Raw genomic sequence first — 15,526 nt, 5'->3', positions numbered from 1 at the left:
TAATATTTCTTGTTAATCATATCAATAACCACTTGTTAATGCAATTAATTTTTGTTTATGAAAATATTAAGTTTTCATTAGAAGAAAGCTTTTGACAAAATTGATATATAATATTAAAATAGTACAGTATATTTATAAAAATAGCACAAATATAAGGAGTTATATGGAAAACAAAAGCAAGCAGCAGGAACATTACGGACTGTTTACAGCTACCGCCATGATAATTGGTATAGTAATCGGTTCCGGTATTTTTTTCAAAAGTGACGATGTACTCACTTACACAGGCGGAAATGTAGGTCTTGGCGTATTGGTATTTATCATCGGTGCCTTCAGTATCATTTTCGGAAGCCTAACCCTTACGGAACTTTCTGTCCGTACCAAAAACAGCGGCGGAATCATCAGCTATTTCGAGGAATTCATATCTGTTAAGACTGCCAATGGTTTTGGCTGGTTTCAGACCTTTATCTATTTCCCTACCATTAATGCTGTCATTTCATGGGTTTCAGCAATTTATATCTTTTCCTTTTTAGGAATTGATGCAAGTCTAGAACAGCAGGTTCTGCTTGGTTTTGTCATTTTCACCTTTTTTTACGGTGTTAACATCCTCTCTTATAAACTGGGTGGATATATACAAAATCTAACCACGATTGTAAAACTGGTACCTCTCCTTGTTATCGCTATAACCGGACTTTTCTATCATGGACAAGCTATTGAGCTACCTGCCGGAGCAGCTGTGGTTGATAGTTCTCCCATCGGTTTTGCCTGGCTTGCTGCCCTGGCTCCTATTGCCTTCTCTTTTGATGGCTGGATCGTATCCGTAAATATTACCCACGAAGTGAAAAATCCTAAGAAAAACATGCCACTGGCACTTATCATCGGGCCTTTGACCGTACTGGTTGTTTATCTGCTCTATTTCTTAGGTTTAAATAATATGTTAGGCTCGGAATACATTATGGCTACCGGGAATGAAGCAGTTAACAAGGCCGGGGAAATTCTTCTTGGAAACATGGGGACAAGGATTTTGCTCTTTTTAATTATTATATCCGTACTTGGCGTTGTTAACGGTATGACCCTTGGAAGTATCCGTATGCCTCAAAGTCTTGCAGCCAAGAAGATGCTTCCTTCTTCCGATTCGATTGCAAAGCTCCATCCCAAATACGAGATTTCAATACCTTCCGCTATCTGCGCTTATATTACTGCGGCAGTATGGATGCTTCTGCACTATATTACCATGAAGAGTGGAATCCTGGGAGGCAGTGATATCAGTGAAATAGCCATCGTTTTCAGCTATATGTGCTATATGGTGCTTTATATCAAAGTACTTAAACTGAAAAAGACAAATGTTGTAACCAGTTTCTTCAAAGGTTTTATCTGCCCTATCTTTGGTCTTGCCGGTTCTGCCATTATACTAATTGGCGGGCTTATCTCCAATCCCTTATATGTAAGCTTGTTTATCGTATTCTGCGGACTCGTGTGCTTCGCAGGTTATCTTTATTCAAAGAAACAGGTATAAAATCACTATCTTAGAAGCTGTAGATCGTTAAACAGCTTCTAAGGCTATAGAAATCAATTAGCTCATTAATTCAACAGTCCTGTACAGCTTATGAGCATAAATATTCTCCATCTTCTGTTTGTTTCGAAAGTTACAGCCGCTTATCAAAATATCTTAAGGCAAACAATTCTATCCCATTGCGTAAACCAACAAAAAGCATAGCATAAATTAAAACCTGGTTAAAGGTAAAGGATAACTGTATATCGTAAAATAGCGGTACAATAGACCCTATTGCCACTATTACTATCAAAATACTAAATGAATAGTTTGCTGCGTTATTCGCTTTATTCTGTAGCAACTGCCAGCGTTCATCCTTTTTGTATTCAATCTCCTTTTTTGCTTTCCAGACATAGAGAAAAAGTGTAATACCAGTAGTAACTAAAAGAAATACCAGAATAATAGTTTGATTATTCATTGTTTTCATCCTCCTTGAATTCAAAAACCTCACTGATTGAGACATGGAAAATCTCTGCAATCTTAAAAGCTAATTCCAATGAGGGAGTATATTTATACTTCTCAATTGATATGATTGCCTGCCGGGAAATTCCTACTCTATCAGCCAAATCGGCCTGTGTCCAATCATGCTCTGCTCTCAGGACTTTAATTCGATTCCGTATCAACGTAACACCTCCTTATCAAATTGTAATCTATGCTTTACTTTTTGTCAACATCTAAATACCATTTCAACAAAACTAACTACAGAACTATTACAGGAACTATTACAGGAAGGTTAATAGTAAAGCGAGATGCCACTTTGTAAAATGAGATGCAATGTTTGTAAACGACAACTGAATATTTGTAAACAAAACGCCACTTTTATATTCGAAATGCAGGTTTTGTACTCAAGAAGCCACTTTTGTAATCGAAATGCTGTTGCTTTTTCATTTGCTTTTTAGTATACATTATAGCTCGATAATCCAGTATTTACCCATTTAATTTTTCCCTGATATAATTCAGCCCATGATTTTTGCAATATGAAAAGCTGCATGGCCTATAACCATACAGCTTTTCATATTTATCAGTATACAATTCTGTTGTTCCTTATTCATTATTGCTGTTATCAGTATTCTGGCTGTCATCTACCTTCTTGTTATCGGCAGGGTCAGTTACCAGGTTCTCTTTATTATCTTTGTTATAGCTTTCTGTTCCCGGCAGTTCATATACCACTACGGCTACTCCTCGTTTGATATTCTCAAACATGGTTTTAGCTGCTTTTGGCGGCATATTGATACATCCATGGGAACCGCTTGTCATATAGATCTTACCCCCGAAGGTTGACCTCCAGTTTGCATCATGAAATCCTATATTTCTATTAAAGGGCATCCAGTATTTAACGGGAGTAGAATAATCTTCCCCTGTAAGTGTTGCATCATTTTCCTTATACTGCACCGGATATGTACCTACAGGTGTTCCCCAGCCTCTTGACAGATTACCGGATACAAAATCCGTTTCCACAATAAGTTTTCCTTCTTTATAAAAATATAGATGCTGGGCTGTAAGATTTACCTCCACATAAGTATCTCCGATATCATCGGAACCATATTGCTGTGCAGTTTGAAAATAAGCAGGTTCTCTTACCAGCTGCTGTCCTTCTTTTATAAGGTTCAGCAAATCTGCTTTTTCAGTAGCTCTGTCAAGCCACCAGCCGTAATCACCGCCTTTTATTTCGATAACATCACCGTAGGAGGTCTTAAAAGTACGGGTTCTTCCAAAGGAATTATAATTCTTTCCTATGTAATCTACAAACTCTTTTACGCCTTCTTCGTTTAACTGAACTTTCATCTTATCGTCCACGGTCAGCCACTGACTGATTTTTGATCCGTCAAGTACTTCTGTAACATCTCCGAATTGATAGGTAATCTGGCTTCCTGCCATCTTATTAAGCTTGGTAAGGGCCTTTTTAAGGTTTTCGTTATCGGAATATATGGTTGGTTTCAGATATACCTCTGCATCTTCCAGGGACAGTTCCGGCTCCAACTTGATAATTGCTTCTTTCACAACTTCATACATCTTATCCCGGTCAACCTTTGCACCATGTTCTTCTTTGACTAATTCATAGCCATTTTCACCATACTCAGAAATATGGGCATCTGTAGGCTCCATTTCATAATCCGGAGCGAAGGTTTTTAATCCTTCAAAATACTCTTTTAGCAGATCTTCGTCATATTCCAGCGCCGCATTAAGAGTTATATCATGTTGTTTCGTTAGAGAAGACGGCCATGCATAGGGATTCTGTGCTGCCAGCAATTCAGAGAAATCTCCATCATATACAGTATGTAGACCTACATCCTCTCCATATATCTTCTCTGTCAGGTCATTTCTTTCCTTTATAGTCAGTACATAGTCTTCAACTTCTGCGTTAATGGCTGCTTCCGCTTCGTCTACCGTCATGCCAGAGACATTTACTCCGTTAATGCTGGTTTTATTATAAAAATGATCTTTATAATAAAATGAAAGAAACAGATATACCAGAATCACTGGAACGACTATGGCAACTCCACCATAAAGAAGTACTTTTTTAGCTATATCGCTGCTTTTGGTACCTTTATTTATTTTTTTATTTACCACTTCATTCATCTTTACACCTTCTATTTGTATATTCTATTTGACTGTATCCTAACTCATTCATACAATACCATAATAACATAGAAAGGTGTTAAATGCTTGGCATTTTAATTACGTTTTCATTAAATGTATATTACGATAACAGACAAATAGAGACATCTTTTGCGTAACAATTTGGTCATAATTTGATTTCTTTGCATAGATAAGCAAGCAACCGTTCACACCCTTCACATACGTCTTCATAAGTCTTATCAAAGTCTCCGGTATACCAGGGATCTGCAATATCTCTGGGTTTATCGGACAAATCAAGGAGCCGCTTTACTTTCCCTTCTTTGTCGCCCCCAAAAATCCTCTCCATGGATGTCAGATTACTCTGTTCCATGCCAAGGATATAATCATACCGGCTATAATCCTCTCTCTTTAGCTGAACCGCCCTTTTTTGAGAAGCATCAATTCCGGCTTCCTTTAGTTTATTTCTGGTGCCTCTGTGAACTCCATTCCCCACCTCTTCGCTGCTGGTAGCAGCTGAGGCAACAAAAAATTTATCCGAAAGTCCCTTCTGTTCCAGCATATCTTTAAACACATATTCTGCCATTGGCGAACGGCAGATATTTCCCAAACAGACAAACAGTACTTTAATCAACTTAATCTCCAATCTGCGTACGAAAATACGCTTATACAAAAGCGTGGTGAAATTATTTGCTTTTCACCCTTTCTTCTATATATATCACTATAATAAACTATTTAAACGTCTTACAGCCTTCAAGGCTGCAAGACGTTATGCTCAATATTTTACTTAACATGGTTTTTGTAAAAAGGATTGATAACTTCTACAATCTTATATATACTCTAATCATCCATAACACAATTTACCTGCATACAGGAAAGGGAGGCACTTATGAAAGTATTACTGTTATTAGCAAAAGGCTTTGAAACCATGGAATTCTCCGCTTTTGTGGACGTATTTGGCTGGGCACGGGAAGATTTTGGCTCAGATATTGCCCTCCACACCTGCGGATTTACAGAGCAGGTCATCAGTACCTTCCACATACCGGTTATAGCAGATACGGTTATTGACAGGGTGAATCCTGAGGATTATGATGCTCTTGCTATTCCCGGCGGCTTTGAAGATTACGGCTTTTATGAAGAAGCTTATGATGAAAGGTTTCTTAACTTAATCCGTAACTTCCATCAGAGTGGTAAACCTGTGGCTGCCATATGTGTGGCTGCCCTCTCCCTTGGTAAGAGTGGAATCCTAAAGGGAAAAAGAGCGACCACCTATCACTTGAGCGGCGGCAGGCGCCAGAAACAACTGGCAGAGTTTGGTGCGGTTGTCATGAATGAACCTGTTGTGACTGATGGAAATATCATTACTTCTTACTGCCCTCAGACAAGCCCATATGTTGCCTTAAAACTTCTTGAGCTAATGACCACCAAAGAACTCTCCGATACGGTTAAAACTGCAATGGGCTTCTAATTGTTATTCCAGGTCATCAAAATCATAAGCAGCCGCTTTCGTATAATTGGTTACCTTCGCTTCAAAGAAATCCGTCTTGGTCTGGTTAAGGCTTGAAAAACCATCAATCCAGGCCATGGGATTCTCTGTAATTTCCGGATATAGCTCCTCCAGGCCGATTGCCTTTAACCTCTGATTGCCCAGATATTTAATGTATTTTTCTATCAGTGAATTATTTATCCCCAATATTTCGTTATTGGTAACGTATTGTCCCCAGGTTATCTCATGTTCTACACCGGTTCTCATCATTTCCCTGATCTGTTCCAGAATTTCAGGTGTAAATATCTCCGGCTTCTCGTTTCGAAGTTCCTTTATTATATTCTGGAATAATACCAGGTGAGTTATTTCATCCCTGTTAATGTATTTAAAGATTGTACTGGTCGCTGTCATCTTACCTTGTCTGGCAAGGGTATAGAAGAAACTGAAACCGGAATAGAAATAGATACCCTCGAGAATATAATTGGCTGTTACTGTACGGATAAAGTTCTCTGTGTTGGGGTTCTCATTAAATTCCTGATAAATGTTTGCTATATATCTGTTTCTGGCTAAAAGCTGCTTATCTTCCCTCCACTCATCATAGATCTTATCTCTGGTTACGGGATTGGTAACTGTGTCCAAGATATAGGAATAGCTCTGGGCATGAATTTCTTCCTGAAAGGCCTGTATGTTAAGAAGGGAGGAAATCTCCGGAGCTGTCACATATCTGGAAAGGTTCGGCAGGTTCTCACTCTGGATAGAATCCAGAAAATTCAGGAAGGAGATGATTTTGTCAAATGCATTTCTCTCCCCATTGGTTAAGAGAGGGAATTGTTTCACATCCTCATTTAGAGAGATCTCTTCGGGTATCCAGAAATTATTCAGCATGGTGCGATAAAAAGTCTTAGCCCATGTATACTTTATTCTGTTCCATTCTCTAAGATTTGTTGTATTTCCTTCTATCAGTGTTTCAGTACCTCTTACACCATATTCATTAAAGATTTTTTTCTTAATCATGGTAATTTCCTTCCTGCATTTTCTATCTTTTATATTGAAAAACCTATTAGAAACATTGTTTATCTTTTTATTCTAAATTATTTGTATACTTTGCTATATGTTTGTATTAGCTGGAGCAGCTTGTGCATTCATCCATCTCAAGAGACTGGTTACGAATATAGTATATGGTTTTGACCCCATTCTTCCAGGCTTCCACATAGAGGTTTAAGATATCTTTTGCTTTAACCTCTGGTGTAATATAAAGGTTAAAGGACTGGGACTGGTCAATATGCCGTTGTCTTATTCCGCAGGCTTTGATGCTGTAGAGCTGATTTATATGATGAGCTTCCTTATAGAACCAGAAATTCTCCTCTGTCAGGTCTGGTGCTGCCTTTGGGGTAAAGCTTCCTTTTTTCTCTTCAATAAAGAATTTGCGGAAGATAGGATCAATGCCAGCTGTCGTGCCAGCTATATTCGATGTACTGCCAGTTGGAGCAACAGCAGTCAGATATCCGTTACGAAGTCCGTATTTCTTAACCTCTTCCTTTAATACAAGCCATCTCTCACTGTTATAACCTCTGCTGTCAAAATATTCACCAGTCTCCCACTGGGAACCGTGAAATGCTGGATAAGCACCTTTCTCTTTCGCCAGTTCACAGGAAGCCTTGATTGCCTGATAAGCGATTTCTTCGAATAAAAGGTCAGCTTCGGCAAAATGTTCTTCACTTTCCCAATGAATTTTATGATTTACCAGATAGTGATGATAGCCGCTGGTTCCAAGGCCGATGGCACGGTACTTGTCACTCGTTATTCTGGCCTCTGAAACCGGAGACTGGTTTAAAGTGATAACATTGTCCAACATGCGAATCTGCAATGGAATAATATTCTTTAAATCTTCTCTGTCAACACGTCCTAAATTCACGGAATTTAAGTTACAGGTAACCATATCACCTGCCTTAATCTTAACGGATACCTCCATCTCCCCCTTGTTCTCCTGAATCGTTTCCTCAAAGAGCATGGATTCACTCATGTTCTGGGCTATCTCATGGCATAGATTGGAGGCATATATCATTCCTGCATGTTTGTTGGGATTGGCTCTGTTAACCGTATCTCTGTAGAAGATAAAAGGAGTTCCCGTTTCTACGGCGGATTTCATGACCTTCTTCATGATATCCAGAGTGGATACTGTTGTCCTCTTTATAGCACTGTTCTCCTCGCAGGCAAGGTAACGTCTCGTAAATTCTCCGCCTTCTTCTTCATCATAGCAGTCCTCCAAATAAAAGCCCATTATCTTATGAACTTCATAGGGATCAAATAAAGACCATTCCCCTCTTTCTTCTAATCTCTTCATGAACAGATCCGGTATACTTAAAGCCGGAAATACATCATGGGCTTTTCTTCTGTCATCGCCGTTATTGGTCTTAAGATCCAGGAATTCATACAGGTCCTGATGCCAGATATCAAGGGTAACAGAAGCTCCTCCTTTTCTTCTGCCTAATTGGTCTACTGCAACTGCAGTATCATTATATAGCCTTATCCAGGGAACCACTCCGCCGGAGGTATTCTTATATCCCCTGATTTCACTGTTCAGGGCTCTGACCTTCCCCATATATATTCCAAGTGCCCCGCCGTGCTTGGAAACACTGGCAAACTTTGAATTTACATCATAGATGGACCATAAATTATCCCCTACCACAGAGATGAAGCAGCTGCTCAGTTGGTGAAAAGGTGTTCCTGCTGCGGCAAGGGTAGGTGTTGCAACAGTCATCTTAAGTTCACTCAGGATATCATAGAATTTTTTTGCATACCGGGCTTTCTCTTTCTTTTCTGGAATAGCCAGATGCATGGCAATTATCATAAAACGTTCCTGCGGAAGTTCGTACACCTCTTTGTCAAAACCTTGTATGAGATATCTGTCAGCCAGAAGTTTCATGCCTTCGTAATTAAATAGAAGGTCTCTTTCAGGCTTTATGTAATTACCCAGCTCCATGATTTCTTCTTTGCTGTACTCTTCGCTAAGATAAGTGCCATAGTATTTTAGCGCTGTCAGTTTTTCTACCAGCTCATAAAAATCTCCGTAACCGAAATGCTCATAACCTCTGTTAATAGCAGCTTCTTTATAGAGATCCGACATCAAAAGTCTCGCAGCTGCATACTGCCAGTCTATATTCGTCTTCTTGATTTCATTGCCAAAGGAATCTCTGGTGGTCTGTATGGTCTTTTCAATGGCTGTCTGAATCAAGATCTTTTGTATTTCCTTTGTGCTCATACCATCTCTGAACTGAATATTGGAGTCCATCTCCAGCTCAGCCGGATCACAGCCGGCAAGATCCTGGCAGGCATAAGCTACCATCTTCTTGGTCTTTTCTACATATAACGGCTCCAGATTTCCGTTACGTTTTTTTATCATGATATCCATGGGCACTAACCTCCTAAAGAAATAAATTTATACAATATATAGTAATAGTAATAATTATCATAACTACATCTATTGTATACCACTTTTTTTAATTTGGCTACTGGCATTTTGCCCTATCTGAAATTTTACAATGCAATGTAATAATCCAAAATATCAAATACAAAATCTCTAAGCTTCGTAAAAGAATACCCAAGCTTTTCTGCCCGCTCAGTAAGAATACTGTAATTTCCAGCACCGTTATAAGGTGCTGCTTCACCTTCTTTTGAAAGGTGTGCAGTTTTACCAGTCTTTTCTTCCACATAAGTAATGATTTCTTTTAAAGTAAGCGTTCCCTGACTGCTGGCATTAAGAATTCCTGTATAATTCGTTTCGCTGAGAAAAGACAGAAACTTCCCTGCCTCAATAGAATGTATGAATACCAGCTCCTCCTCCAGGTTATCAATATACATTGGGATATCCTTCTTCACATGCTCCACATAGAATAAGAGCCTCTCGGTATAATCATCTTTCCCAATTACCAGAGGTAAGCGTACTGCTATGGAGGGCTGGTCTTTATACTCCTGAAACAGCGCTTTCTCTGCCTGCTGCTTTATAATATTATAAGTGAAGTCTTCTCTGTTACACCATATGATTTCTCCCTTATAAGGGTCAAATTCCTCTTCTTTGATATCCTTATGAAAGCTGTCATAAACAGATATGGTAGACACCAGGATATAACGGCTGCAGCGGATATTCTCCAGTGCACATTTCACATCATTGGAGCTATAAGCTATATCATCATAGACCATATCGTACACTTTTCCATTAAAGGTATCCTTCATTGCTCTTTTATCTGTCCGGTCTACTTTCAGTCTGTTTACCCTTTCACCGAAAGGATCCGGCATTTTTCCTCTTGTGGCAATGGTAACCTCATGTCCTTTTTCAAGTAAATCCTTCACCAGGTGAATACCAAAAAACCTGGTTCCGCCTAATACCAATATCTTCATCAGAAACCTCCCTGTATTATTTTTAATTCTTCTGTTCCTATTTTAAGGTTCTTCTAAATACTTGTCCAGTTTATTTCATTGGTTGCTATCTTAAGTTTCTGGGTTCAGGAACGGATACCGTATTAAAAACTGCCGCAAGCTGATCGTAAACCAGCTTGCGGCAGTAATAAAAAATCATATTAGTATATCCTTCATTCTACCAAGCACCTTCAATACGAATAATTTTCTCATACAAAGGTTGCTTATTCGATTACTCCGCCTTCAACAACAAGACTGTCAGGATCTGCTGCGTCACCATAAACCGGCGCTAAAGTTTCGTCATAAGCCTTGTGAAAGAAATTCTCTGTTCCAAGGGTTTTGATTTCTTCATTTAACCAGTTTAAAAGCTCTGTGTTGCCTTTTTGTACGGCAGGTGCAATCGTATCCAGATTACCAAGAGATTCTATACCTACGGTGTAACCTTTGTTCTCAAGAGCCCATGCAAGTACTTCTGTATTATCTGTGGTAAAGGCATCACCTCTGCCATCTAATAATGCACCATAGGCTTCACTGTATTGATCGAATTTCAATAATTTTACATCAGGATAATTCTCTGTGAAATAGGTTTCAGCCGTTGTTCCCTTATTTACAATTAAAGTTTTTCCGTTTAACTGCTCAGGGGAAGTAATAAGTGCGCTGTCAGGTGATACTACACCAAGAGCTACTTTCATGTAAGGCAGTGCGAAATCTACTTTTTCAGCACGGTCAGGTGTAACAGTAAAGTTAGCAAGGATGATGTCAACTTTTGCAGTTACCAGATATTCTACACGGCTTGCCGCTTCCACTGATACATATTCAACTTTTACGCCAAGATCCTGCGCAATACGGTTACCAAAATAAACATCATAACCCTGGTATTCTCCGTCTGCATCTACATAACCAAAAGGCTTCTTGTCACTGAATACACCGATTATGACCTTTCCGCTTTCTTTGATTTCCTCAAGGGTTCTTGCTGTTCCAGTTGTGGTTGCTGAATCAGTTCCTTCCTTGTCAGATTTACTCTGGCAGCCTGCAAGGGCTGATGTTATTAATGTAAATAGTAATAGTAATGCTGCTAATTTCTTGATATTTTTCATACCAATACCCTCATACCGCATTTACTGCGGTATTGCCACATTTTAAACTGAAGTAGTTCGTGGCCCTTTCCTTCTTTTTTCTTCAGCTTTTCTCCTCTTTTGGGAAGTCTAATTTTGAATAGGATTGCTCCAATCTTCTCTATCAGCTCTCCCAGGGTGTAACCCCCTGGTAATCAAACCAAATTTGATTCCTTATTTATCTTCAACACCTTTTACAGCGTCAAATTCAAAAACATTGAGGAACTTTCCGGCTCTTTCTGTCTTGGGATTCGTAAAAAACTCTTCCGGACTGCTCTCTTCTACTATCTCTCCTTTATCGAGAAATATGATTCTGTCTGCAATGGCACGGGCAAACTGCATCTCATGGGTTACGATAACCATGGTGCTTCCCTCTCTTGCAAGCTCTAACATTACATCCAGTACCTCTCTTACCATTTCCGGATCAAGAGCTGCTGTTACTTCATCAAAAAGCATTACCTCAGGGTGCATACAAAGGGCTCTGACAATAGCTACCCGCTGCTTCTGACCGCCGGACAGCTGCCTTGGGTATGCCTTTCTCTTATCGGAGAGTCCAACTCGTTCCAAGAGTCTGTCTGCTTCTGCCTCAACTTCTTTCTTCTCTCTGTGCTGTGCTTTTACAGGTCCCAGAGCAATATTATCAAGGATATTCATATGAGGGAATAACTCATAACTTTGGAATACCATGCCTACCTTCTGGCGTACCAGATGCATATCCTTCTTTCTCCCGCTGATGACTTCCGCCCCTAATGATATCTCGCCGGCCTGGATGTCCTCAAGTCCGTTGATACAACGAAGCAGCGTACTCTTACCACAGCCGGAGGGCCCAACGATAACCACTACTTCCCCTTTTTTTACGGTAAGGGATATATTCTTTAAGACTTCCAGGCTGTCATAGCTTTTCTTTAGATTTTTTATTGTAAGAATCTCTTCCTTTTGACTCATTGCTGACTCCCCTCTTTTACCTTAATTATCTGCGGTCTTTTGCTTTATCTTATCTTCTCTATACTGTCTTCCATGCCTTCTCAAGCCTTGCAGCCACAAGTGAAATCGGGTAACAGATAAGGAAATACAGAAAGAAGATTACACCGTATATCCATAACGCTGCTGACGGTACGGATAAGCGTGAAGCTTCAATAATCTGTTGCCCTACCTTTACAATCTCAACCACTCCAATCAATGCGATAAGTGATGTGGTCTTTATCATTCTGGTCGTAAGATTAATGGCCAGAGGCACCAGTCTTCTGATCGTCTGAGGAATTACAATATAACGGTAAATCTGACCTCCTGTAAGGCCCAGCGCTTTGCCGCTTTCATACTGGTGCTTTGGTATAGAGATAAGCGCGCCTCTTACCAGATCTCCCATTTCAGCCGTACCCCATAAGGAAAATACAATAACCGCAGACACTTCGCCGGAAAGATTCACCTGAAAGGCTCTGGTAATGCCAAAATATACCAGGAACAGCAACACCAGCTGGGGCATTATGCGGACAAACTCCAGATATAATCTTGTTATAACTTTTATTACCGGATTCCTGACCGTCATTATCATTCCTAATAAAACCCCAAGCACCATGGAAATAATTACTGACACAAAGGATATCTCTACGGTTATCCATAAACCTTCCAGTAACCTTATGAAATTTCTTCCTTCAAAAAGGACCTTAATTCCCAAATCCTGCATATCTTAATTTCCTTTCTATCAGTGAAAAAATAACGGAAATAGGAAGCAATATCCCCAAATATGACAGCACCAGCATAAGCAGAGCTTCATCCGTATTATAGGACATTCCGATTAATACCTTGGCTGTATACATCAAATCAGCCAGCGCCACTGCACTGAATACTGAGGTTTCTTTTATCAGAAATATTACATTTGCTGCAAAAGCAGGAACAGATACCGAGACAGCCTGGGGTAACAGCACATAACCAATTACCTGTCTTTTGGTAAGTCCAAGGCTTAAAGCTGACTCCATCTGAATACTGGGAACCGCCTCAAGACCACTTCGAAAAGCTTCCGCCATGTAACTTCCTCCAAGGAAGATTAGACCGGTTATGGCACAGGCTTTTGAGCTTAAAAGAATACCAATCTTAGGAAGTCCGAAATAGAGGAAAAATAACTGAATCAATAAAGGGGTATTTCTGGACAATTCTATGTAAACTCCGGCAATCCTGCTTAAAACCGGTACTTTAAAATACCTGATAAGACTGCAAAGGAAACCTACTGCAATAGCTCCGGCAATACCTATTAGTGCGATTCTTACCGTAAGCCCTGCTGCCTCCAGATACAGGGGAGCATATTCCCTCAGTACATCCATGTTCATCGTTTCGACCTCTCTCTTCCCCACCAGTTAATCTGTACCTGCCGGCTACACCAGAACAAAAGGCCTGGCTGGCACAAAAATAAGCAGACGCTATGCATCTGCCTGTTAAAGCTTTTTGCATCCTTGCAAATAACCATCTTTCATATCATATTAATTTAATATGAATTATATGATTTCATAATGGGACTATTTTAATTTATCCTTTTCTATTTGTCAATGGTTTTATCATACAATTTTTATTCCACAATCAAGGCAGCGTATAACCAAATAAAAGCTTGCTAATGAAATGGAATTAACATTCATCAACAAGCTTTTTTTTGAAACAATTCTAATAAGGTGATGGCTACCTTATACTATACTCTGGCAACTGCTGCCTCCTGATAGATTTCCTCAAATTCCTTTTTTATCTGCTCTCTTAAAACTGCTTTTTTCACCTTTCCGCTGGAGGTGGCTGGCAGTGCCGCAATGAACTTTACATATTTGGGCACCTTAAACTTAGCCATATTCTGTGCAGCAAAGGCCTTTACTTCCTCAGGCTCCATAGTGCACCCGTCTGCAGTAACGATAAAGGCACAGATTTCTTCTCCCAGCAGTTTATCCGGAACAGATACCACTGCTGCATCGAATATCTTCGGAGAACGCTTTAAGACACCTTCGATCTCAGCCGGAGAAATATTCTCACCTCCCCGGATAATAATGTCCTTGATGCGTCCTTCAATGGTGATGTAACCTTCCGGGTTCCTACTCACAAGATCTCCTGTATGCAGCCAGCCTCCTTTATCAATGGTTTTATCGGTAACTTCCGGATTATGAAAATAACCATTCATGATATACATTGATTTTACCAGTAGCTCTCCCTGTTCCCCCGGTTTAACATCTTTTCCGGTTGTAATATCAGCTATTCTAATATTCACACCTGGCAGGGGCTTTCCAATGGTTTGAAGTCTGTTCTCCAAATCATCTTCTGCTGCCATCTGTGTAATCCCAATAGCTTCTGTCTGACCATAGAGATTGGCGATGGTATCAATTCCAAGTTCCTCAATGATCTTCAGCATCAGCTCCCTGCTACAGCAGGCACCTGCAATAAAGCCCTTTGAAAGACTTGTGAGATCATACTGGCTTAAGTCATTGTTTAGCAGGAACTGGAACATGGAGGGGACTCCGTTGAAGACCGTACAGCTATGCTCCGATATTACACTTAACACCTTTTTGGTTTCAAACCGTTCCAGCATAACAATGGACGCGCCATAAAAGAAACCTGCAAGTGTACTTAACACAAAACCAATTACATGAAACAAGGGCAGGCTGAGCAAAACCCTGTCATCCTCATCATATTCCATCCTCTCCCCGGAGACTATGGCATTATTAACGGTTACAAAGTGGCTGAGTACCACACCCTTGGAATTACCTGTGGTTCCAGAGGTATAAAATATATTAAGGGGGTCATGGGTCTTTACCTTGCTCTGCGCTTTCAGCAATAAATCATCCTCTATTCCCTTGCCAAACTCAAGCATTTCGGACAGCAGATATGTACCCGGCAGCACCGTATCATCCAGCACTACCACTGTCTTAAGGCAGGGCAGATTCTCACTGAACAGCTTACCGGGTAGAGCTTCTTTCAGCTCAGGACATATTTCCATTAAGCTTTCTATAAAGCTTACCCCTTTGAAACCCTTGGTTAGAAAAAAAAGCGAGCTTTCTGATTGCTTAAGTGCAAAAAGAAGCTCTGATTTCGTGCTGGCTGTATTTAAGCATACTAAGACAGCCCCAATTTTAGCGGCAGCCAATTCAAGGATTACCCATTCCGGCGAATTTAATGAAAGCACCGCCAGGTGATCACCTTTTTTTACACCCAATGACAACAGACCTTTTGCATACTGATTGGTAAGCCTATGTAAATCTGAAAATGTATAAGTTACTTCCCTTGCTGGAAATACCAACGCTTCTCTTTCGTTATATCGAAGACATTTATCCTCCATTACTTCCGCTAAAGTCCTTGTAATATACATATTTTCTCCCCTCTGTGTGTTCGCACATTTTTATCAGATTGCATTACCCG

General features: G+C 40.0%; 14 protein-coding genes. 2 read left to right on the top strand and 12 right to left on the bottom strand.

What is annotated here, in order from left to right:
- The first annotated feature begins 163 nt into the window (after positions 1 to 163).
- Positions 164 to 1,513, top strand: coding sequence for an APC family permease (locus R2R35_RS16240; RefSeq protein ID WP_317730882.1), 1,350 nt, complete (start codon positions 164 to 166; stop codon positions 1,511 to 1,513).
- Between the two features lie 130 nt (positions 1,514 to 1,643).
- Here the strand turns inward: R2R35_RS16240 and R2R35_RS16235 are convergent, their stop codons facing one another.
- From R2R35_RS16235 to R2R35_RS16220, 4 genes are all read right to left on the bottom strand, one after another.
- On the bottom strand, positions 1,644 to 1,967 hold the full coding sequence (locus R2R35_RS16235; protein WP_317730881.1) for a hypothetical protein: 324 nt from the start codon (positions 1,965 to 1,967) through the stop codon (positions 1,644 to 1,646).
- Positions 1,960 to 2,172, bottom strand: a complete 213-nt coding sequence (locus R2R35_RS16230) for a helix-turn-helix transcriptional regulator (protein ID WP_317730880.1) — start codon at positions 2,170 to 2,172, stop codon at positions 1,960 to 1,962. Before R2R35_RS16230 ends, R2R35_RS16235 begins: the two co-directional genes overlap by 8 nt.
- Before the next feature lie 421 nt (positions 2,173 to 2,593).
- Positions 2,594 to 4,129: a L,D-transpeptidase family protein gene (locus R2R35_RS16225; protein ID WP_317730879.1), complete on the bottom strand. Its 1,536-nt coding sequence runs from the start codon at positions 4,127 to 4,129 to the stop codon at positions 2,594 to 2,596.
- Positions 4,130 to 4,295: 166 nt separating this feature from the next.
- Positions 4,296 to 4,760 carry a low molecular weight protein-tyrosine-phosphatase gene (locus R2R35_RS16220; RefSeq protein ID WP_317730878.1) on the bottom strand — a complete coding sequence of 155 codons (465 nt, stop codon included), beginning with the start codon at positions 4,758 to 4,760 and terminating at the stop codon, positions 4,296 to 4,298.
- Between the two features lie 255 nt (positions 4,761 to 5,015).
- Between R2R35_RS16220 and R2R35_RS16215 the strand changes: the two genes are divergently transcribed.
- Positions 5,016 to 5,594 (top strand): DJ-1/PfpI family protein, encoded by a 579-nt coding sequence (locus R2R35_RS16215; RefSeq protein ID WP_317730877.1) that lies wholly within the window; start codon positions 5,016 to 5,018, stop codon positions 5,592 to 5,594.
- A 3-nt stretch (positions 5,595 to 5,597) separates the two neighbouring features.
- On the opposite strand, the gene R2R35_RS16210 is transcribed toward R2R35_RS16215, so the two are convergent.
- The 8 genes from R2R35_RS16210 to R2R35_RS16175 form a co-directional block, all read right to left on the bottom strand.
- Entirely contained in the window at positions 5,598 to 6,626 is a 1,029-nt protein-coding gene (locus tag R2R35_RS16210) for a ribonucleotide-diphosphate reductase subunit beta (protein WP_317730876.1), read from the bottom strand.
- A gap of 106 nt (positions 6,627 to 6,732) precedes the next feature.
- Positions 6,733 to 9,024, bottom strand: a complete 2,292-nt coding sequence (locus R2R35_RS16205; RefSeq protein WP_317730875.1) for a ribonucleoside-diphosphate reductase subunit alpha — start codon at positions 9,022 to 9,024, stop codon at positions 6,733 to 6,735.
- 125 nt (positions 9,025 to 9,149) lie between these two features.
- Complete coding sequence (locus tag R2R35_RS16200; RefSeq protein WP_317730874.1) at positions 9,150 to 10,010, bottom strand: NAD-dependent epimerase/dehydratase family protein; 861 nt, start codon at positions 10,008 to 10,010, stop codon at positions 9,150 to 9,152.
- A 242-nt stretch (positions 10,011 to 10,252) separates the two neighbouring features.
- Positions 10,253 to 11,125 carry a cysteine ABC transporter substrate-binding protein gene (locus R2R35_RS16195; protein ID WP_317730873.1) on the bottom strand — a complete coding sequence of 291 codons (873 nt, stop codon included), beginning with the start codon at positions 11,123 to 11,125 and terminating at the stop codon, positions 10,253 to 10,255.
- A gap of 192 nt (positions 11,126 to 11,317) precedes the next feature.
- The gene (locus R2R35_RS16190) at positions 11,318 to 12,088 is read right to left on the bottom strand and encodes an amino acid ABC transporter ATP-binding protein (RefSeq protein ID WP_317730872.1); all 771 of its coding nucleotides are present in this window, start codon (positions 12,086 to 12,088) and stop codon (positions 11,318 to 11,320) included.
- A gap of 58 nt (positions 12,089 to 12,146) precedes the next feature.
- Positions 12,147 to 12,827: an amino acid ABC transporter permease gene (locus tag R2R35_RS16185; RefSeq protein ID WP_317730871.1), complete on the bottom strand. Its 681-nt coding sequence runs from the start codon at positions 12,825 to 12,827 to the stop codon at positions 12,147 to 12,149.
- Positions 12,808 to 13,467, bottom strand: coding sequence for an amino acid ABC transporter permease (locus R2R35_RS16180; protein ID WP_317730870.1), 660 nt, complete (start codon positions 13,465 to 13,467; stop codon positions 12,808 to 12,810). Before R2R35_RS16180 ends, R2R35_RS16185 begins: the two co-directional genes overlap by 20 nt.
- A gap of 353 nt (positions 13,468 to 13,820) precedes the next feature.
- The gene (locus tag R2R35_RS16175) at positions 13,821 to 15,476 is read right to left on the bottom strand and encodes an AMP-binding protein (protein ID WP_317730869.1); all 1,656 of its coding nucleotides are present in this window, start codon (positions 15,474 to 15,476) and stop codon (positions 13,821 to 13,823) included.
- Positions 15,477 to 15,526: the final 50 nt, after the last annotated feature.

Origin of the sequence: Anaerocolumna sp. AGMB13020, assembly GCF_033100115.1 — a bacterium.
In the GTDB taxonomy this organism is placed as follows: domain Bacteria; phylum Bacillota; class Clostridia; order Lachnospirales; family Lachnospiraceae; genus Anaerocolumna.
The sequence above is the reverse complement of the archived record's forward strand: the minus strand, read 5'-3'. Positions and strand labels throughout refer to the sequence as shown.